The following is a 20037-nucleotide window of genomic DNA, read 5'->3' as shown; positions in this document are numbered from 1 at the left end:
GCGAAGCCGGGGGTGGTGGGGGAGTGGTGCCTGCGGGAGGGGTCGGCATGGACGGTTCATCCATTCATCTCGGTGAGAGTGGAGGAAACGTACACTTCAGCGTCGGCTTTCGGCCACCTACCGTCTTCCTCGCACGTACATCTGTTTGCGCGAGACGGAGGGAAGCCCATGGCTGTCGACTACGCCGTGATCGTCGTCTACCTGGCCGGCATGCTCGCCATGGGCTGGTGGGGCATGCGCCGCGCCAAGTCCAAAGCTGAGTTCCTGGTCGCGGGCCGCCGTCTCGGGCCGGGCATGTACTCCGGCACCATGGCCGCGATCGTCCTCGGCGGCGCGTCCACCATCGGCGGTGTCGGGCTCGGCTACCAGTACGGCCTCTCCGGCGCGTGGATGGTCTTCACCATCGGCCTCGGGCTCCTCGCGCTGTCCGTCTTCTTCTCCGCGCGGATCGCCCGGCTGAAGGTCTACACCGTCTCCGAGATGCTCGACCTGCGCTACGGCGGCCGGGCCGGGATCATCTCCGGCGTCGTGATGTGGGCGTACACGCTGATGCTCGCGGTCACCTCGACGATCGCGTACGCCACCATCTTCGACGTCCTCTTCGACGTGAACCGGACCGTCGCGATCGTCCTCGGAGGCGTGATCGTCGTCGCGTACTCGACGCTCGGCGGCATGTGGTCGATCACGCTCACCGACATGGTCCAGTTCGTCGTCAAGACCATCGGGGTGCTGCTGCTCCTGCTGCCGATCGCCGTCGTCAAGGCGGGCGGCTTCAGCGAGATGAAGGCGCAGCTGCCGACCGAGTACTTCGACCCGCTCGGTATCGGCGGTGAGACGATCTTCACGTATGTCCTGATCTACACCTTCGGCATGCTCATCGGGCAGGACATCTGGCAGCGCGTGTTCACCGCGCGCAGCGACACGACGGCGCGGTGGGGCGGAACGGTCGCCGGTACGTACTGTCTCGTCTACGCCATCGCCGGAGCCGTCATCGGCACCGCCGCCAAGGTGATGTACCCGAACCTGGCGAGTGCGGACGCGGCCTTCGCGACGATCGTCAAGGACGAGCTGCCGGTCGGCGTGCGCGGGCTGGTGCTCGCCGCCGCGCTGGCCGCTGTGATGTCGACGTCCTCGGGCGCGCTGATCGCCTGCGCCACGGTCGCCAACAACGACATCTGGTCCCGGTTGCGGGGGGTCGTCGGGCGCGGCGGGAGTGGCGCCGGGGACGAACCGCACGACGAGGTCAAGGGGAACCGGGCGTTCATCCTCATCATGGGGATCGCCGTCATTCTGATCGCCATCGCGCTGAACGACGTGGTGGAGGCGCTGACCGTGGCCTACAACCTGCTGGTGGGCGGGCTGCTCGTGCCGATCATCGGCGGGCTGCTGTGGCGGCGCGGCACGGCGGCCGGGGCGCTGTCGGCGGTGGCCGTGGGCGGTGTCGCGGTGATCGGGCTGATGTGGCACTACGGGATCCTCGCCAACCAGCCGATCTACTACGGGCTGCTGGCGTCGCTGGCCGTGTACGTGGTCGTGTCGCTGGCTACGCCGCCTACGGATGCGGATGTGCTGGCCGCGTGGCGCGAACGCTTGGCGGGGCGGGGCGGGCCCGACCCGACGGCTCCGGCCCACCCCAGCGGCGCTTCCAGCCCGTCCGGCGTTTGAGGACGGAACCCTCGGGCTGGATCCGGCCGGCCTCAAAGATGTCCTCAATCGCCGGACGGGCTGGGTCTTGCCGGATGGGCTGAGTTTGGCCGGGCCCACCGATGTCCTCAATCGCCGGACGGGCTTGATGTGGCCGGACGGGCTTGATGTGGCCGATTGATGGCGAAGCGGCCGCCGGACGCCCCCGGCAACCCATCGCACCCCACCGCACCCCGCACACTGGACACCGTACGAAACCGAAGGAAAGGCACACCCCCCATGAGCAGCACCGATGCGCCGCGCGGCCCCATCGACTCCTCCCGCGTCCCCCGGTACGCCGGGCCCGCGACGTTCGCCCGGCTGCCGCGGCTCGACGAGGTCGGGCGTACCGACGTCGCCGTGGTCGGCGTGCCCTTCGACACCGGAGTCTCCTACCGGCCCGGCGCCCGCTTCGGCGGCAACGCCATCCGTGAGGCCTCCCGGCTGCTGCGCCCGTACAATCCGGCCCAGGACGCCTCCCCCTTCGCGCTCGCCCAGGTCGCCGACGCCGGCGACATCGCGGCGAACCCGTTCAACATCAACGAGGCCGTCGAGACCATCGAGGGCGCGGCCGACGACCTCCTGGGCACCGGCGCACGCCTGATGACCCTCGGCGGCGACCACACCATCGCCCTGCCCCTCCTGCGCTCCGTCGCCAAGAAGCACGGGCCCGTCGCCCTGCTCCACTTCGACGCGCACCTGGACACCTGGGACACCTACTTCGGCGCGGAGTACACCCACGGCACCCCGTTCCGCCGGGCCGTCGAGGAGGGCATCCTCGACACCTCCGCCCTCTCCCACGTCGGCACCCGCGGCCCGCTCTACGGCAAGCAGGACCTGACCGACGACGAGAAGATGGGCTTCGGCATCGTCACCTCCGCCGACGTCATGCGGCGCGGCGTCGACGAGATCGCCGACCAGCTGCGGCAGCGCATCGGGGACCGGCCGCTGTACATCTCCATCGACATCGACGTCCTCGACCCGGCGCACGCCCCCGGCACCGGCACCCCCGAGGCCGGCGGCCTCACCTCCCGCGAGCTGCTGGAGATCCTGCGCGGGCTCTCCTCCTGCCACCTGGTCTCCGCCGACCTGGTCGAGGTCGCCCCCGCGTACGACCACGCCGAGATCACCTCCGTGGCTGCCTCGCACGCCGCGTACGAGCTCACGACGATCATGTCCCGCCAGATCGCGGCGGCTAAGGCGCAGAAGGACACCACCGGAGCCGAGGACGCCAAGTGAGCCACGACCACCACGACGACCGGCCGCAGCTCACCGCCGCCCAGGCCGCCGCCGTACTCGACCCGCCGGCCGGCCGCAACGGCGGTGACCTCGTCGTCGAGTCCCTCCAGGGCCTCGGCGCGACCACCGTCTTCGGGCTGCCCGGTCAGCACGCGCTCGGCATGTTCGACGCGCTGCGCCGCTCCTCGCTGCGGTACGTCGGACTCCGCGTCGAGAACAACGCCGGGTTCGCCGCCGACGCGTACGGCCGGATCACGGGGGAGGTGGCCCCGCTGCTCCTCTCGACGGGCCCCGGTGCGCTCACCTCGCTCGCCGCGCTCCAGGAGGCGGCTGCCGCCTCCGCGCCCGTCCTCGCCATCTCCAGCCAGATCCCCACGGCCGGCCTCGGCGGCGGGCGGCACGGCTATCTCCACGAGCTGCGTGACCAGCAGGCCTCCGTCCGCGACATCGTGAAGTCCGTCCACACCGTGCGGACCGCGTCCCAGATCCCGTCCGCGATCGCCGCCGCCTGGGAGTCCGCGCTGACCGCCCCGCACGGGCCGGTCTGGGTCGAGATCCCGCAGGACGTGCTGCTGGCCGAGACGACTCTCCCCGTCGTCAGCGCCATGGACGCCACCCCGCGCGAGCTGTACCCGAGGCCCGAGCTGACGATCGCCGCCGCGCACCTGCTGTCCAACGCCGAGCGGCCCGTGATCATCGCGGGCGGCGGAGTCGTACGCTCCGACGCCTCCGGCAAGCTGCGCGCGCTGGCCGAGAAGATCGACGCCCCCGTCGTCACCACCTTCGGCGGCAAGGGCGCCTTCCCCTGGGAGCACCCGCTCTCGCTGCGTTCCTGGCTGGAGGACCGGCACACCACCGACTTCCTGGAGGACGCGGACGTCCTGCTCGTCGTCGGCTCCGGGCTCGGCGAACTCTCCTCGAACTACCACACCTTCCGCCCGCGCGGCCGGGTGATCCAGATCGAGGCGGACGCCGGGAAGCTGGAGTCCAACCACCCCGCCCTCGGCATCCACTCCGACGCCCGCGAGGCGCTGGCCGACCTGCTGGAGGCCGTCGAGCGCCGTGAGGATGCGGGCGCCGCCGAGCGCGTACGCACGGTGCTGGAGAAGGTACGGGTCCGGATCGAGGCCCAGGACCTCACCCTGGAACAGCAGGTCCTCGCCGCCGTCCGCGAGGCGCTGCCCGACGCCGCGCCCAGCTTCTGGGACATGACGATCCTGGCGTACTGGGCCTGGTCCGCCTTCGACGCCCGCCGCCCCAACACCATGCACTCCGCCCAGGGCGCGGGCGGGCTCGGCTACGGCTTCCCGGCCGCCATCGGGGCCGCTGCCGCCGACCCGACTAAGCCCGTGCTCGCGGTCTCCGGCGACGGCGGCGCGATGTACTCCATCGCGGAGCTGGCCACCGCGCGCCAGTACGACCTGCCGCTGACCTGGCTGATCGTCGACGACGGGGGCTACGGCATCCTGCGCGAGTACATGACGGGCGCCTTCGGCGAGGCCACCGGCACCGAGCTGTCCCGCCCGGACTTCGTCGCCCTCGCCGAGTCCTTCGGCGTGCCCGCTGTCCGTACGACACCGGAGTCCCTCGCCGCAGACTTGGGCAAGGCGCTCGCCGCCCCGGGGCCGTCGGTCGTGGTGCTCCCGGCGCTGCTGCGGATGTTCGAGCCGACGCACCTGTAGGCCGGTCAGACCCTTCAGCCCGTGGCCGCCGCCCTCTCCGTGCCCGTGTCCGCATCCGTCTCCGCTTCGGCGGCGGACATGTGCTCCGTGGAGGGCGGCTCCGCGCCGGACTCCTCCGGTGTGTTCCCGTCGAGATCGGTGAACGTCACGCGGATGCTGCTCCCGAACAGCTCCATCCGGAACATCGCTTCCATGGCACGGGCCAGCCGAGCCAGCAGAGGCACCGTGGGAACCGTGCCGCCGAGCTCCAGCTTCGAGACCTGCGGCTGCGTCATACCGGCGCGCCGGGCCAGCTCGGTCTGCGACAGGCCGAGGGCGGCCCGGCGGTCGTACACGGCCTGTCCGAGGTCGAACGCGAGAGAGATCTCCTCGCGCCGCCGCTCCACCTCGGGGTCCTCGGCGATCCCCTGGGCGGCCTTCTCGTCGCGGGCGAGCTTCCAGCGTGCGTGGCTGACCATTACCGCTTCTCCTTCTCCTCGTCGGCTGTGCGCGTGTACACATCGTGGGCCCGTGGGTGCTGGGTCTCGCAGAGCACCTTGGCGCGCTTGGCACGGGCGACCTCGGCCGTCTCCCGCTGTCGGGTCTTGCGGAAGACGGTAAGCAGAACGATCCGGCGATCCGGTGCCAGCCAGTAGGGAATCCGGGTCGCACCCCGGCGGCCGAGGCTGAACCGCAGCTCGCGGACGCCGTCGCCCAGGTGCCGGGAGTACGGCTCCCCGAGCGTCGTCGGGCGCTCCCGCACCAGCTCGGCGACGTGCTCGACCACAAGGAAGTCGTGGTACGGCAGATTCATCAGCCACAGCCGAACCTCGGGTTCGATCTCGATCACATAGGGCGTATCTATATATCGGAACGTATAGACACTTCAGTGTATGGCAACCGCCTTCTCCCTGCAGTCACCCGGACGAGTGGTCCCGCCCGGGCGGTTGCCACGGCTCCCTTTTGTTGCGGAGGGATGAAATCCGCCCCCCACCGTGTTGGTGCCTTCCGGAAGATCAGGTCGGACGGCTGGGAAGCAGGAGGCAACGCGTGACGGGCGCAGAGCAACAGGGGTGGGGCCGGCGGCTGACCGGGTACGCGTGGCGGTACCGGCGGAACGTCGTGCTCGCCCTCGGCTCGTCGCTCGCCGGCATGGCCGTCATGGCCCTCGTGCCGCTCATCACCAAGGTGATCATCGACGACGTGGTCACCGACCACACCCGCTCCCTCGCCGTCTGGACGGGGCTGCTCATCGGCGCGGCCGTCCTCGTCTACATCGCCACCTACATCCGCCGCTACTACGGCGGCCGGCTCGCCCTGGACGTCCAGCACGATCTGCGTACGGACATGTACGCGACGATCACCCGGCTCGACGGGAAGCGTCAGGACGAGCTGTCCACCGGGCAGGTCGTCGGCCGGGCCACCAGCGACCTCCAGCTGATCCAGGGGCTGCTGTTCATGCTCCCGATGACCATCGGGAACGTGCTGCTCTTCCTCATCTCCCTGGTGATCATGGCGTGGCTCTCGCTGCCCCTGACCCTCGTCGCCCTCGCCGTCGCCCCCGCCCTCTGGTTCATCGCCCGCCGTTCCAAGACCCGCCTCTTCCCCGCCACCTGGTACGCCCAGAGCCAGGCCGCCGCCGTCGCCGGAGTCGTCGACGGGGCCGTCTCCGGGGTCCGGGTCGTCAAGGGGTTCGGGCAGGAGGACCAGGAGACCGGGAAGCTCCGCGAGGTCGGCCGACGCCTCTTCGCCGGGCGGCTGCGCACCATCCGGCTGAACTCCCGCTACACCCCCGCCCTCCAGGCCGTGCCCGCCCTCGGCCAGGTCGCCATGCTCGCCCTCGGCGGCTGGCTGGCCACCCGGGGTGAGATCACCCTCGGCACGTTCGTCGCCTTCTCCACCTACCTCGCCCAGCTCGTCGGCCCGGTCCGGATGCTCGCCATGGTGCTGACCGTGGGGCAGCAGGCCCGCGCCGGTGTCGAACGCGTCCTGGAGCTGATCGACACCGAGCCGTCCATGACGGACGGGACCAAGGAACTGCCCGCCGACGCCCCGGCCGGGATCGAGTTCGACGACGTCCGGTTCGGCTATGACGACGACCGGCCCGTACTCGACGGGTTCTCGCTCACCGTCGAACCCGGCGAGACCGTCGCCGTCGTCGGCGCGTCCGGCAGCGGCAAGTCCACCGTCTCGCTCCTGCTGCCCCGCTTCTACGACGTCTCCCACGGGGCCGTCCTCATCGGCGGGCACGACGTCCGCGAGCTGACCCAGGCCTCCCTGCGCGCCGCCATCGGGCTCGTCCCCGAGGACAGCTTCCTGTTCTCCGACACCGTCCGCGCCAACATCGCCTACGGCTTCCCCGACGCCACCCAGGAGCAGATCGAGACGGCCGCCCGCGCCGCCCAGGCCCACGGGTTCATCTCCGAGCTGCCGAAGGGGTACGACACCACCGTCGGCGAGCACGGGCTCACCCTCTCCGGCGGTCAGCGCCAGCGCGTCGCCCTCGCCCGGGCCATCCTCACCGACCCCCGGCTCCTCCTCCTCGACGACGCGACCTCCGCCGTCGACGCCCGCGTCGAGCACGAGATCCACGAGGCGCTCAAGCAGGTGATGGCCGGGCGGACCACCCTCCTCATCGCCCACCGCCGCTCCACCCTCCAGCTCGCCGACCGCATCGCCGTCCTCGACGGCGGGAAGCTCGCCGCGATCGGCACCCACGACGAGCTGGAGCGCACCTCCGCCCTCTACCGCCGCCTCCTCACCGACCCCGACGAGCTGGGCGCCACCTCGCCCGGCCACCGGCCGCAGCGCACCGAGGCCGGCCCCGAGGACGACCGCGCCCTCCAGGAGGAGCTGGACGCCGAGTTCGACGCCGAGCGCGGCATCACCCCCGAGCTGTGGATCCGCCGGGAGGAGGAGCGGGACACCACCGTCGCCGGCATGCCCGCGACCCCCGAACTCCTCGCCCAGGTCGAGGCGCTGCCGCCCGCCACGGACACCCCCGAGGTCGACGAGGCCACCGCCGTGCGCCCGGAGGATTCGTACGGGCTGCGCCGGCTGCTGCGGGGTTTCGGCGCGGCCCTGCTCATCAGTCTCGGGCTCGTCGCCGTCGACGCCGGGATGGGCCTGCTGCTCCCGGTCCTGATCCGGCACGGCATCGACGAGGGCGTCAGCCAACTCTCGATCGGGGCGGTGTGGGCCGCCTCCGCGATCGCCCTGGTCGTCGTGCTCGTCCAGTGGATCGCCCAGACCGGCGAGATCCGGATGACCGGCCGGACCGGCGAACGGATCCTCTACTCACTCCGCCTGAAGATCTTCGCCCAGCTCCAGCGCCTCGGCCTCGACTACTACGAGCGCGAGCTGACCGGCCGGATCATGACCCGGATGACGACGGATGTGGACGCGCTCTCCACGTTCCTCCAGACCGGCCTGGTCACCGCGTTCGTCTCCGTGGTCACCTTCTTCGGGATCATGGTCGCGCTGCTCGTCCTGGACATCCAGCTCGCCCTGGTCGTCTTCGCCACCCTGCCCGTGCTGATCGTCGGCACCTTCTTCTTCCGGCGCAGCAGCGTCAAGGCGTACGAACTGGCCCGGACCCGCATCAGCTCCGTCAACGCCGACCTCCAGGAGTCCGTCGCCGGTCTCCGGATCGTCCAGGCCTTCGGCCGCGAGCACGACGGGGCCGCCCGCTACAGCGAGCGCAGCGACAGCTACCGCCAGGCCCGGGTACGCGGCCAGTGGCTGATCTCCGTCTACTTCCCGTTCGTCCAGCTGCTGGCCTCCGTCGCCGCCGCCGCGGTGATGATCGTGGGCGCGGGCCGGATCGACAACGGCACGCTGACCGTCGGCGCCCTGGTCGCCTACCTCCTCTACATCGACCTGTTCTTCGCCCCCGTCCAGCAGCTCTCCCAGGTCTTCGACGGCTACCAGCAGGCCACCGTCTCCCTCGGCCGCATCCAGGAGCTGCTGCGCGAGCCCACCTCGACCGCCGACCCGGACGAACCGCTCGACGTGCTCTCGCTGCGCGGTGAGATCGCGTTCGAGGACGTCTCCTTCGCGTACGGGGACGAGGAGGAGGCCCTCACCGGGATCGACCTCCACATCCCCGCCGGGCAGACCGTCGCCTTCGTCGGGGAGACGGGGGCCGGCAAGTCGACCCTGGTCAAGCTGGTCGCCCGGTTCTACGACCCCACCGGCGGCCGGGTCACCGCCGACGGCACCGACCTCCGCAAGCTCGACATGACCGCCTACCGGCACCGCCTCGGCGTCGTCCCGCAGGAGGCGTACCTCTTCGCCGGGACGGTCCGCGACGCCATCGCCTACGGGCTGCCCGATGCCACCGACGCCGAGGTCGAGGCCGCGGCCCGCGCGGTCGGCGCGCACGAGATGATCGCCACGCTGGAGGACGGCTACCTCCACGAGGTCGCCGAGCGCGGCCGCAACCTCTCCGCCGGGCAGCGCCAGCTGATCGCCCTGGCCCGCGCCGAGCTGGTCGACCCGGACGTCCTGCTCCTGGACGAGGCCACCGCCGCCCTCGACCTCGCCACCGAGGCCCTCGTCAACCAGGCGACCGACCGGCTCACCGGCCGCCGCACCACGCTGGTGGTCGCCCACCGGCTGACGACGGCCGCCCGCGCCGACCGGGTCGTGGTGATGGACCACGGCCGCGTCGCCGAGGACGGCACGCACGACGAGCTGCTCGCCCTGGACGGGCAGTACGCCCGGCTGTGGCGCACCTTCATCGGAGAGGGCATAGGGGAGGACGAGCCGGCGGCCGTATGAGAGCCCGCCGGGGCCGGGCAGGGAGCCCGGTGCCGTGCAACCTCCCGCGCGTCTGCTGCGTCGTAGCCAGGGACGCATGGGCGTACAGATGTCAGGTGGGGGCGAACGTGTTCGACAGGACTGCGGGGCGGGCGGGTCCGGACGGGACTGCGGGGTCGGCCGGAGAGCCGAGACCGACGCGGCGGCGGCGACGGCTGCCGCTGGTCGGCCTCCTCGTCCTGCCTCTGCTGGCCGGACTGGTCCCTCTCCTCGCCGCGCCGGGCACCGCCCAGGCCGCCTCCGGCTGCTCCGGCCGCCTGGCAAAGACGGTCGGGTTCTCCACGGGAGAGCTGCGCGTCTACAAGTCTCGCGCTCACGCCTGCGCGGTGACCGTCGCCAAGAAGCCCGGCAAGCGGCGGACGATGAGCGTCGCGCTCCAGGCGCGCGGCGGTCGCGCGGTCTCCGACAAGGGCTCGTACACGAAGATGGCGGGCCCGGTCACGGTCAACGCGCTGAACCGCTGCGTCCGGGCCACCGGCGCGATCGGCAGGAAATCCGTCTCCACCGGCTGGATCCTCTGCTGACATCCTGTGCGGACATTTTGTGCCGACATCTTGCGCTGACACGGACAACCGGGTCTGGCGTGGCGTGTGTTACCCCCGATAAGTTCACGGCGACTGTTGTGAACCAAGGGGAGCGTGCATGCGCAAGTCACTCACAGGGGTTCTCTCGCTCGCCGTGCTCATAGGCACGGTCGGAGCCACGGGGGCCTCGGCCGGTGCGGCCACCGCCGCGGAACCGGCCGCGAAGCGGAGCAGCGGAGCCGCCGCCGGCAGCGAAGCGAGCGCCGAGGACATCAAGGACCGCATCCTGGCGATCCCGGGCATGAGCCTGATCGAGGAGAAGCCGTACGCGGGCTACCGCTACTTCGTCCTCAACTACACCCAGCCGGTCGACCACCGGCGGCCGTCCAAGGGCACGTTCCAGCAGCGCATCACCGTGCTGCACAAGGACGTCTCCCGCCCGACGGTCTTCTCCACCAGCGGCTACAACGTCTCGACCAACCCCAGCCGCAGCGAGCCGACGCAGATCATCGACGGCAACCAGGTCTCCCTGGAATACCGCTTCTTCACCCCGTCGCGCCCCGCCCCGGCCGACTGGTCCAAGCTGGACATCTGGCAGGCCGCCAGCGACCAGCACCGGGTGTTCACCGCGCTGAAGAAGATCTACGGCAAGAAGTGGCTGGCCACCGGCGGGTCCAAGGGCGGGATGACCGCCACGTACTTTGAGCGCTTCTACCCGAAGGACATGGACGGCGTCGTCGCCTACGTCGCGCCCAACGACGTCAACGACAAGGAGGACTCGGCGTACGACCGGTTCTTCCGCGACGTCGGCACCAAGGAGTGCCGCGACAAGCTCGGCGCGGTGCAGCGCGAGGCCCTGATCCGGCGGGCCCCGCTCCAGAAGAAGTACAAGGAGCAGGCCGCCGCCGCCGGCTGGACGTTCAACACCATCGGTTCCCTCGACCGCGCCTACGAGGCCACGGTCCTGGACTACACGTTCGCCTTCTGGCAGTACAGCCTGCTCGCCGACTGCGTGGACCTCCCGGCCGACGCCAAGAAGGCCACCGACGACGACATCTACAACTCCGTCGACTCCATCGTCGGCTTCTCCGGCTATGCCGACCAGGGCCTGGAGACGTACACCCCGTACTACTACCAGGCGGGCACCCAGCTCGGATCGCCGGACATCAAGCAGCCCTGGCTCGGCAACCTGAGCCGCTACGGCTACCAGCCCCCGCGCAACTTCGTGCCCCGCTCCATCCCGATGAAGTTCGACCGGGGCGCGATGCGGGACATCGACAGCTGGGTCAAGCACAACGCCCGCCGGATGATGTACGTCAACGGCGAGAACGACCCGTGGAGCGCGGAGCCGTTCCGCCTCGGCCGCGGTGCGAAGGACAGCGCGGTCTACACCGTCCCCGGCGGCAACCACGGCTCGAAGGTCTCCGGTCTCCCCGAGGCCCAGAAGGCCAAGGCCACCGCCGACATCCTGCGCTGGGCGGGCGTCGCCCCGGCGGCCGTCGAGAACGACCCGGCGAAGGCGAAGCCGCTGGCGAAGTTCGACACCAGGCTGGACCAGCGCAACGGCGAGGTCGAGCGCGACGAGGCCACGCTGCGCCCGTAGCAGGTCCGTGCGGCTCGTCCACGTCGGCTGCGCCCGTCGGTCACCGTCACCATCCGGTCGACCGGCGGGCGCACCCCACCGCCCTCTCTCCGCGCAGGGAGACGAACAGGTCCGTGTCGTCCGGGCACTGCGCCCGCCGCCGCACCGCCGACTCCACCCGGTAGCGCGGGGCGCGGCCGCCCGCGTCCGCGCAGGCGGTCTCCGTGACCTCGCCCGCGCGGGAGGCCGTGACGCAGTCGCCGACCACGGTCAGCGGGCCGCCGCCCTGCCCGGGGTCGCCCGGATGCGGCGGCTCCAGGTTCCGCATGCAGGCGTAACCGGTGGTGAGCCGGGAACGGGCCCCGGTGCCCGTCTCGGAGACGTGCAGGACGAAGTGGGGGGGGCCCGGGCCGGGGGGGCCCGACGACGGGGTGCCGAGGTGCCGGGCGAGGACGGTGGCCGCGGCCTTCTCGCTGCGGCAGAACACCTCCCGGATCACGGGGCCCCGCGAACTGCAGTCCCCGGGCCCGAGGAACACCACCCCGTACGGTGACGGGCCGGGCTGGGCGGGGGCGGGCCCCCGGTCGTCGGTGGCCGTTCCGCCGCCCGGGGCCGAGCAGGCCGCCAGCAGGAGCGCGACGCCGGCGGCGGGCACGGCCAGGACGGCGACCCGGGCCGGTAACGGGGTGGGCCGCCGGCTCCGGGCCCCCGAGGACACGTGCTCATCCATGAGAAACCCCCCAATACGTCAGTAGAGACGTACACCCGGTGCGGCCCGCCGGAGCGGGGCCACGCCAGGTGCAGGGGTGCTTTGCGCCGATGTCGGGATGCCCGGGCCGTCCGGACGCCGTAGGGCTAGTACGACAGTCCGTGGCCCACCGGGTACAGCACCTGCGTCGGGTCGTCCGCGCGTTGCACCGGGACCGGCAGGGTGCCCTCCGGTTCGGCGCGGCCCGCGATCACCCGGGCGGCGGCGCGCAGTTCGACATCGGTCCAGGAGTACGAGGCGAGGCTCGCCGCGACGCCGGTCCCGGTGAGGTGGGCGATGTCGTACGGGTTGCGGATCGCGACGGTGACGACGGGGACGCCGGTCGCCACGAGCGCGGTCACCAGGGTGCGCTGCGAACTGCCCGCCGTGACGTTGTACGTCGCCACGACCACGGCGTCCCTGCCCGCGGCGGCGGCGACCGCCTCGTCGATCTTCGCCTGGTTCGGGGCCGTACCGGTGGACAACGCCCGTGCGGTGAAGCCCAGTTCGCCGAAGGCCTGGGCCAGGGTGCCGGTCGGCGGGCCCGTCGTCCCGGAGGGGGATGCCGGATCGGCCCCCACCACCAGCAGGTTCCGGTGGCTGCGCCGGGAGAGCGGCAGCAGCGAGCCCGGATCGGCGAGCAGGGTCGTCGTGCGCTCGGCGATCCGGTCGGCGGCGGCCCGGTGGGCGCGGCTGCCGACCGTACGCTCGACGTTCCGGTGACCGACGAACGGATCCCGGAACAGGCCGAGACCGCTCTTCAGCCGCAGGATCCGCAGGATCGATTCATCGATCCGCGCCTCGCTGATCTCGCCGCCCCGGACCGCCTCCAGCACCGCGTTCCAGGCCACGGAGAGATTCGGCGGGTTCAGCAGCTGGTCCACGCCCGCCAGCAGGGCGAGGACCGGCACCCGGTCGTCGCCGTACTTCGTGCGCACCCCCTCCATGCCGAGCGAGTCGGTGACCACCACCCCGTCGTAGCCCAGCTCCTCGCGGAGGATGCCGGTGAGGATGGGCCGGGAGAGCGTGGCCGGGTCCTCGGACGGGTCGAGGGCGGGGACCACGATGTGCGCGGTCATGATCGAGTCGATACGGGCCCGGATCGCGGCGCGGAACGGCGGGGCGTCCAGCTCCTCCCACTGGGCGCGGGTGTGGTTGATGACGGGCAGGCCGGTGTGGCTGTCGGTGTTCGTGTCGCCGTGGCCGGGGAAGTGCTTGGCGGTCGACGCGACCCCCGCGCCCTGATAGCCCTTCACCTGCGCCGCGACCAGGTCGGCCACCGCGTCGGGGTCGGAGCCGAAGGACCGTACGCCGATGACGGGGTTGGCCGGGTTGACGTTGACGTCGGCGTCCGGCGCGTAGTTCTGGTTGATGCCGAGCGCGGCCAGCTCGGCGCCCGCGATCCAGGCCGCCCGCCGGGTGTCGGAGCGCGAGCCGCCCGCGCCGAGGGCCATCGCGCCCGGCAGCAGCGTGGCGGGTTCGCCGACCCGGCAGACGATGCCGTGCTCCTGGTCGGTGGAGACGAGCAGCGGCACCCGGGGACGCCCGGCGAGCGCGGCGCGCTGGAGGCCGTTGGAGAGGTCGGCGATCTGGTGCGGGTCGCGGGTGTTGCGCGCCCAGGTGAAGTAGATGATCCCGCCGACGTGGTACGTGGAGATCAGCTCGGCGCCCGTACGGACCCCGATCTCCTTGAGGTTCGCGTCGATGTCGGCCTGGTCGGGCTCGGTGGCGGAGTGCCCGTAGACCCGCATCACGAAGAGCTGGCCGACCTTCTCCTCCAGGCTCATCCCGGCGATGATCTGCCGCAGCCGGCGGTCGGTGGAGGCGTTCGTGGAGTGCGCGGATGCGACGGAGGGGGCGGCGGCGAGGGCGCCGGTCGCCGCGGCCGCCGTGGCGGCGGCAGTGGCGGTGAGGAGGGTGCGTCTTGAGGTGCGGTGGGGCACGTGAGCTCCTTCCCGGGGTGAAAGAAACTTCCAAGGAAGTACGCTTATAGGGAAAGTAACTTCCGGTCAAGAGTCCGGGCCGCCCGCGTCACGACCCGTACGCGAACGGGTGGAGGGGGCCGCTGACGCGCTTCCCCACCGATACAGCTACGGCAATGGCTACTGCTTCGGCGCTCCGAGCCGCAGCAGGTACTCGCGCCCGGCACCCAGCAGCCCCGGCAGCTCCGCCGCCCCGGGGTGCCAGCGCTTCTCGTACTCCCAGCACACCCACGTCTCCGGACCCGACCCGTCCAGGCACTCCGCCAGCGGAAGCACCCCGGCCCCCAGCGCCAGCGGGGTCAGGTCGTCCGCCGACGCGACGTCCTTCACCTGCACGTATCCCAGGTGCGGGGCGAGCACCGCCTGACTGGCGGCCGGCTCCTCACCGGCGAGCCAGGTGTGCAGCACGTCCCAGATCGCACCGACCCGGGGGTGCCCGACCGTCGCGACGACCCGGGCGGCGTCCAGGCCCGCCCGGTGCGAGTCATGGGTCTCCAGCAGGATGCTCACGCCCATGTCGGCGGCGGCCGGGGCGGCCGCGCCGAGCCGCCGGGCAGCCGTCGCGTCGGCCTCCGCCTGCTCCTGGTCGCCGCCGCCGGGGAAGACCCGGACGTAGGACGCGCCCAGGTCCCGGGCGAGCTTCACCAGCTCGGACAGCTCCGTGAGGACCGGCTCGTCGTCGCCCTCGGCGGCCACCTGCACGTACCCGGCGAGGGCCAGGATCTCCACCCCGCCGGCCTTGAACGCCTCGACCACATCGGCCCGTTCCAGCGACGAGAGCCCCAGGTGCACCGGCTCCTCGGGGTGGACGCGCAGCTCCACCCCCTGGTAGCCGTTCCCGGCGGCGAGCCGGACGACCTCGGCGACCGGCGTCCCCGGCACTCCGAGGGTGGAGAAAGCGAGCTTCATGGTGCGTGTCCTTCCCTTGTGCCGACGCCCCCGCTCCTGCCCGCCGGGCTCGTGGCTACTCCCGTACGGAGGTGGCCGCGGCCCCTGCACGGAGGCCGGGGTGGCACGACCCCCTTACGGGGCTGCACGACCCGGTGCGGAGGCTGTCTCAGCCGACGCCCCGCAGCAGTCGCTCCAGGCTACCCAGCAGTCGCAGCGCGTCCTCGCGTTGCGCGCCCGCCAGCGCGTGCCCGTCGAAGACCGTGCGCGGTTCGGCCTCCACCACCCGCTCCGGGGCGATCACCCGCAGCGCGGCGGCGGCCTGCCGGGCGAACATCGCGAGCAGGTCCAGTTCCCGCACCCCCGACCGGGCCTGCGGGGAGGGGTCCAGCACCTCCAGGACCCCGAGGATCCGGGCATCGCTGATGAGCGGGGCCGCCATCAGAGCGTTCGGTACGTACGCGGTCGACTCGGCCAGCGAACGGTCGAAGGACGGATCGGCGCTCAGGTCGTCGACCACCATCGGTTCGCCGGAGGTCGCCACCCACCCGGCGATCCCGCGCCCGGCGGGGAACCGGCGGCCGACCAGGAACTCCTCGCCCTTCCCGGACACGGCCTGGAAGACCAGCTCGTCCGCCTCCTCGTCGAGCAGGAACACCGAACTGGCCTCGGCCCCGAAGATCGCACGGGCCACATCGACGACCGACTGGAGCAGCTCGCTGCGCGGCGCGTCGGTGACGGGGGAGGGGAGCGGGGCGGAATCAGTTCTCGGAGTCATCACGGATATCTCCTGCCGCAGTGGAAGGACGCGGCGCGTGACGCACGTTGGCCGCGGACAGATAGAGGGCGTTCTTGAGCTGGAAGGCCGTCATCCGCGGATGCGCGGACAGCACGCGGGCGCAGAGCCCGGCGACGTACGGCGTGGCGAAGCTGTTCCCCGTGGTGCGGATCGTCCGGCCGCCCAGCCACGGCACGGTCACGTTCTGGCCGGGCCCGAAGAACTCCACCGGCGGGTCTGGGTTGTACAGGTGCAGTTCGGGGTCGTCCTCCTGGTGGCTGCCCACCGAGATCACGGAGGCGAACCGCCAGGGGAAGCTCTCCACCGGGGTGTTGTGCGCCGAGGCGACGATCACCGTACGGGCGAAGTAGGCGCTGTCCGCCAGGCTGTGCAGCTCCTGCGCGAACCGGGTGCGGGTCGTCGACAGGCTGAGGTTGACCACGTCGAAGCGCTGCTCCACCGCCCAGCGCAGACCCGCCATCAGGATGTCGCCGGTGCCGGAGAACCGTTCCCCGAGCACCCGCACACTGTGGATCTCGCACTCCGGGGCCGTCCGGCGGATGATGCCCGCGCACGCGGTGCCGTGCCCGCAGGTGTCGCCGGTGGTCGTCGGCTCGACCGTGATCTCGCCGCTCTCCCCGTCCTTGACCACCACCCAGGAACCGGCCGGCGTGCCGACCAGCGGATGGTCCCGCTCCACACCCGAGTCCACGACGCACACGCGGACGCCGCGTCCGGTGGCGGGCCCGGCGGGGCGGCCGAGCGGCGGCCCGGCGTCGGCCAGCACCGGTACGTCGTCGGGGCCGCGCCCGCGCAGACTCCAGGTCAGGCCCTGGCCCGGGCCTGTGCGGGGCCCCGCGCGTCTTGGTTCCGTGGTCGTCATCGGTCAGCTCCTCTCGCTCGTCGTGGCCATCGGCCGGGGCGGGCGGGCGAGGAACCCGGAGACCCGGCGCGCCCCCGGCAGATGCCCTTTGCCCGTGAAGTGCGTCCCGGCCGACCGGGCCGAGTCCCCGGCCTCGGGCAGCCTGCCCAGGGCGGCGAGCGTGTGCGCCCGGTCCAGCTCGGCCGTCGCCTGCACCAGCGGGGAATCGGTGAGCAGAGAGGCCCGCACCGCCTGCTCCGCGTACCCGGCCGCCTCCTCGGGCCGGTCCCGAGCCGTCAGCCGGGCCCGCAGGCCCGCCAGGTCCACCGCGTCCGCCCGGCTCAGCCCCGACGCGTCGCCGACGCCCGCCAGCCACGCGGCCGCCCGGTCCTCCCGGCTCTCGTCCAGCTCCAGGCGGGCCGCGTCCAGCGCCACCGCCGTCCGCATCCCGGCCGCCCCCGTGCGCCGGGCCGCCGCGTCCGCCCGGCCGAGCAGGTCCAGCGCGGCGGCGTTCCGGCCGGACAGCGCCTCCACCGTCGCCCGGAACATCGGCAGGAAGACCTCCGCCTCGGCGAATCCCAGCTTCCCGGCCAGCCGCTCCGCCTCGGCCAGGCAGCCGTACGCCTCCTCGGCCGCGTCCTGGAGTGCGTACAGCACCGCCAAGGGGCAGTTGAGTGTGACCCGGACCGTGGGGCGGCCCGCGCCGTGCGTGGCCAGCAGGGTCCGGCAGCGGATCACCGCGGCGGGCACCGGGACCGGCCCGCGCCACAGGGAGATGCCGATGGCGCCGAGCGCCCCGGCCCGTTCCGGCTCCGCACCGGCCAGCACCGCGTGCTCCAGGGCCCGCGCCTGGTCCCGCTCCGCCTCCTCGTGCCGGCCGGACCGCTGGAACTGCTGGGCGAGCCGCAGATGGGCCCGCGCCCGGCCCACCGAGTCCCCGGCCGCCTCGAACACCGGGAGCACGGTACGGGCCACTGCGGCGGGGCCGGGGCCCGGGCCGCCCGGGTCCAGGACCGCGAGCGCCAGGCGGGCGTGCGCGGACTCCACCGGATCGGCCGACATGTCCCGTACCCGGCGCAGCTGTTCCGCCCCCTCGGCGGCCCGGCCGAGCGCCACTCGCACCTCTCCGAGCCGCCGCGTCGCCGCCGGGTCGCCGGGGCACAGGTCCACCGCCCGCTCCAGCAGGCCGTGCGCCCAGTGGAGGTCGGACCGGGCGGCGGCCTGCGCTCCGGCCCGGCCCAGCGAGGCGGCGGCCCGGTCACGCAGCCGCCGGGCCGAGTCGTCCAGCAGGCCCAGCTCGGTCCGGTAGCGGTAGGCGCGCTCCAGGTGGCCGCCGACCGCACCGTCGCCGCTGCGCAGAACACTGGGCAGCTCGGCCGCCCACGTGTGGCGGTCGGCCTTGGCCCGCTTGGACAGTGAGGCGTACGCGACCTCGTGCACCAGCCCGCTGCTGAACCGGTAGGCAGCCTCCTCCGCACGGTCTCCCGGGGAGCCCGACTCGACCAGTCGGCGGCGGGCCAGCGCCTCCAACGCCTCGTCCGCGAGCCGCCGTTGCGCGGTGCTCCCGAGGCCCTCCGCGGCCCGTACGGACAGCTGGAGCCGGACCAGTTCCGGTGCGGTGAACTCCCGGCCGATCACGGCGGCCAGGTCGACCACATCGCGCTCCACCCGGGCCAGCGCACCGATACGCGCGCCCAGCAGGGCCTGGAGCGTGGGCGGCAACTCCTCGGCGGCCGCCCCGCCCCCGGCGTCCGTCCGGTCACCGACCATGAGCTGTTCCAGGTAGAGCGGGTTGCCCCCGGCCCGCGCCAGGAGCAGATCGTTGCCGGGGGGCGTGTCCCCGGCGGGCCGGGAGCTGTCGGAGTGCCCGTCCTCGGGCCCGGCGAGAACGGCGGCGAGCCGGGCCGCCTCCTCGTACGGCAACCCCGTCAGCTGGAGCAACGGACCCGTATCAGCGGCCGGTTCGTCGTCCTCGCCAGGCCCGTCCGGCCGCCCCGCGCAGAGCACCAGCCCGCCCGCGCGCCCCGAGCCGTCCGTCAGCCGGTGCACCGTGCGGACCAGCAGCGGGGCCGCCGCGTGCCAGTCGTCCAGCACCAGGACGACCGGGCGGACGAGGGCCACCCGTTCCAGGACCGTCGTCAGGGCCGCGCACATGTCCTCGAAGGGCGCGTTCGGCGTACCGTCGCTCAGCAGGCCCCCGGAGAGCAGAGCCATCGCGTCGTCGACCGCCAGTCCGTCGGCAGCCTCCGGCGCGCCTTCGGCGGGGTCCGTCGCGGCCAGCAGGGAACGCACCGCGTCGGCCAGCGGCGCGAGCGTGCCGTGGTCCCCGTAACTGCGGCACCGCCCCGCGCCGTACACGAACCCCGGGGATGCCGAACGCCCCGCCAGCCACTCCCGCACCAGCCGGGTCTTCCCGATCCCCGCCTCCCCGGTGACCCGCAGCAGTCCGGCCGCGCCCTCGCGCACCGCGCGCTCCAGTGCGGCGTCCAGCGCGCGCAGCTCGGTGTCCCGCCCGACGAAGGGGACGTCGAAGCGGCGCAGCAGCTCGGGGTCGTCCGCGCCCAGCGCGACCAGCCGGTAGGCCTCGACGCTGTCCCGCTTGCCCTTCAGCCGCAAGGGGCCGGTGGGTTCGGCGTTCACGGTCGGACCGGCGGCGAGCAGCGTCCCCGGACCGATCAGGATCTCGCCCCGGCCCGCGTTCTGCTCCAGCCGGGCGGCGATGTTGACGGTCTCCCCGGAGACCAGGGCCTGGCGGGCGGTACGGTCTGAACCCGCCACCACCTGACCGGTGTTGACGCCGATCCGGATGGCCAGCTCGATGCCGAGGGTGGCCGTCAGCTCCTCGTTCAGCCGGTCCAGCGCCCGACGCATCCCGAGCGCCGCCGCCAGCGCCCGGCGGGCGTCGTCGTCCCGGACCACCGGCACGCCGAACACCGCCATCACCGCGTCCCCGATGAACTTCTCCGGGGTACCGCCTCGCGCCACGATCTCCGCGCTCATCGCCTCGAAGTACCGCAGGGTCACGGTGCGCAGCGCCTCCGGGTCGAGCACGCCCGACAGGGCGGTGGACCCGACGAGATCGCAGAACAGCACGGTCACCGGCTTGCGTTCGTCACCGGGAGGGGGAGCGGCGGCGGCCGGTCGGGCCCCGGTGACCGCGACGGCGGTGGCAGCCGCGGCGGTCTCGGCGGTCGCGCACGGCGTCCCGCAGGACGAGCAGAACCGGGCCGTCGGCGGCAGGTCCTGCTGGCACGAGAGGCAGTTCATCA

At 72.7% G+C, this 20037-nt stretch carries 14 protein-coding genes; 6 read left to right on the top strand and 8 right to left on the bottom strand.

What is annotated here, in order from left to right; all coding sequences use genetic code 11:
• The first annotated feature begins 168 nt into the window (after positions 1-168).
• From JS521_RS13445 to JS521_RS13435, 3 genes are all read left to right on the top strand, one after another.
• Positions 169-1665: a sodium:solute symporter family protein gene (locus JS521_RS13445; RefSeq protein ID WP_205083114.1), complete on the top strand. Its 1497-nt coding sequence runs from the start codon at positions 169-171 to the stop codon at positions 1663-1665.
• Between the two features lie 258 nt (positions 1666-1923).
• Complete coding sequence (speB, locus tag JS521_RS13440) at positions 1924-2922, top strand: agmatinase (protein ID WP_205083112.1); 999 nt, start codon at positions 1924-1926, stop codon at positions 2920-2922.
• Entirely contained in the window at positions 2919-4604 is a 1686-nt protein-coding gene (locus tag JS521_RS13435) for a thiamine pyrophosphate-binding protein (protein WP_205083111.1), read from the top strand. The genes speB and JS521_RS13435 overlap by 4 nt, the downstream gene beginning before the upstream one ends.
• Positions 4605-4618: 14 nt before the next feature.
• On the opposite strand, the gene JS521_RS13430 is transcribed toward JS521_RS13435, so the two are convergent.
• Both JS521_RS13430 and JS521_RS13425 read right to left on the bottom strand, forming a co-directional pair.
• Complete coding sequence (locus tag JS521_RS13430; protein WP_205083109.1) at positions 4619-5062, bottom strand: helix-turn-helix domain-containing protein; 444 nt, start codon at positions 5060-5062, stop codon at positions 4619-4621.
• Positions 5062-5448, bottom strand: coding sequence for a type II toxin-antitoxin system RelE/ParE family toxin (locus JS521_RS13425; RefSeq protein ID WP_205083117.1), 387 nt, complete (start codon positions 5446-5448; stop codon positions 5062-5064). The genes JS521_RS13430 and JS521_RS13425 overlap by 1 nt, the downstream gene beginning before the upstream one ends.
• A gap of 185 nt (positions 5449-5633) precedes the next feature.
• Between JS521_RS13425 and JS521_RS13420 the strand changes: the two genes are divergently transcribed.
• The 3 genes from JS521_RS13420 (at position 5634) to JS521_RS13410 (ending at position 11531) form a co-directional block, all read left to right on the top strand.
• On the top strand, positions 5634-9365 hold the full coding sequence (locus tag JS521_RS13420; protein ID WP_205083108.1) for an ABC transporter ATP-binding protein: 3732 nt from the start codon (positions 5634-5636) through the stop codon (positions 9363-9365).
• 107 nt (positions 9366-9472) lie between these two features.
• A complete protein-coding gene (locus tag JS521_RS13415; protein WP_372448581.1) occupies positions 9473-9928 on the top strand; it encodes a hypothetical protein in 456 nt (151 codons plus the stop codon).
• A 118-nt stretch (positions 9929-10046) separates the two neighbouring features.
• Positions 10047-11531, top strand: coding sequence for a S28 family serine protease (locus JS521_RS13410; RefSeq protein ID WP_205083106.1), 1485 nt, complete (start codon positions 10047-10049; stop codon positions 11529-11531).
• A gap of 46 nt (positions 11532-11577) precedes the next feature.
• On the opposite strand, the gene JS521_RS13405 is transcribed toward JS521_RS13410, so the two are convergent.
• From JS521_RS13405 to JS521_RS13380, 6 genes are all read right to left on the bottom strand, one after another.
• Positions 11578-12240 (bottom strand): hypothetical protein, encoded by a 663-nt coding sequence (locus tag JS521_RS13405; protein ID WP_205083105.1) that lies wholly within the window; start codon positions 12238-12240, stop codon positions 11578-11580.
• Positions 12241-12365: 125 nt separating this feature from the next.
• Positions 12366-14201 carry a glycoside hydrolase family 3 protein gene (locus JS521_RS13400; RefSeq protein WP_205083104.1) on the bottom strand — a complete coding sequence of 612 codons (1836 nt, stop codon included), beginning with the start codon at positions 14199-14201 and terminating at the stop codon, positions 12366-12368.
• A 159-nt stretch (positions 14202-14360) separates the two neighbouring features.
• Positions 14361-15149 (bottom strand): sugar phosphate isomerase/epimerase family protein, encoded by a 789-nt coding sequence (locus JS521_RS13395; protein WP_205083103.1) that lies wholly within the window; start codon positions 15147-15149, stop codon positions 14361-14363.
• A gap of 148 nt (positions 15150-15297) precedes the next feature.
• Complete coding sequence (locus tag JS521_RS13390) at positions 15298-15906, bottom strand: GAF domain-containing protein (RefSeq protein ID WP_205083102.1); 609 nt, start codon at positions 15904-15906, stop codon at positions 15298-15300.
• The gene (locus JS521_RS13385; RefSeq protein WP_205083101.1) at positions 15890-16789 is read right to left on the bottom strand and encodes a S8 family peptidase; all 900 of its coding nucleotides are present in this window, start codon (positions 16787-16789) and stop codon (positions 15890-15892) included. Before JS521_RS13385 ends, JS521_RS13390 begins: the two co-directional genes overlap by 17 nt.
• 3 nt (positions 16790-16792) lie before the next feature.
• Positions 16793-20035: an adenylate/guanylate cyclase domain-containing protein gene (locus JS521_RS13380; RefSeq protein WP_205083100.1), complete on the bottom strand. Its 3243-nt coding sequence runs from the start codon at positions 20033-20035 to the stop codon at positions 16793-16795.
• Between the last annotated feature and the right edge of the window lie 2 nt (positions 20036-20037).

The sequence above is a fragment of the Streptomyces durocortorensis genome (assembly GCF_016901035.1).
GTDB classification, from domain to species: Bacteria; Actinomycetota; Actinomycetes; order Streptomycetales; family Streptomycetaceae; genus Streptomyces; species Streptomyces durocortorensis.
This window is presented reverse-complemented; position numbering and strand designations above follow the sequence as displayed.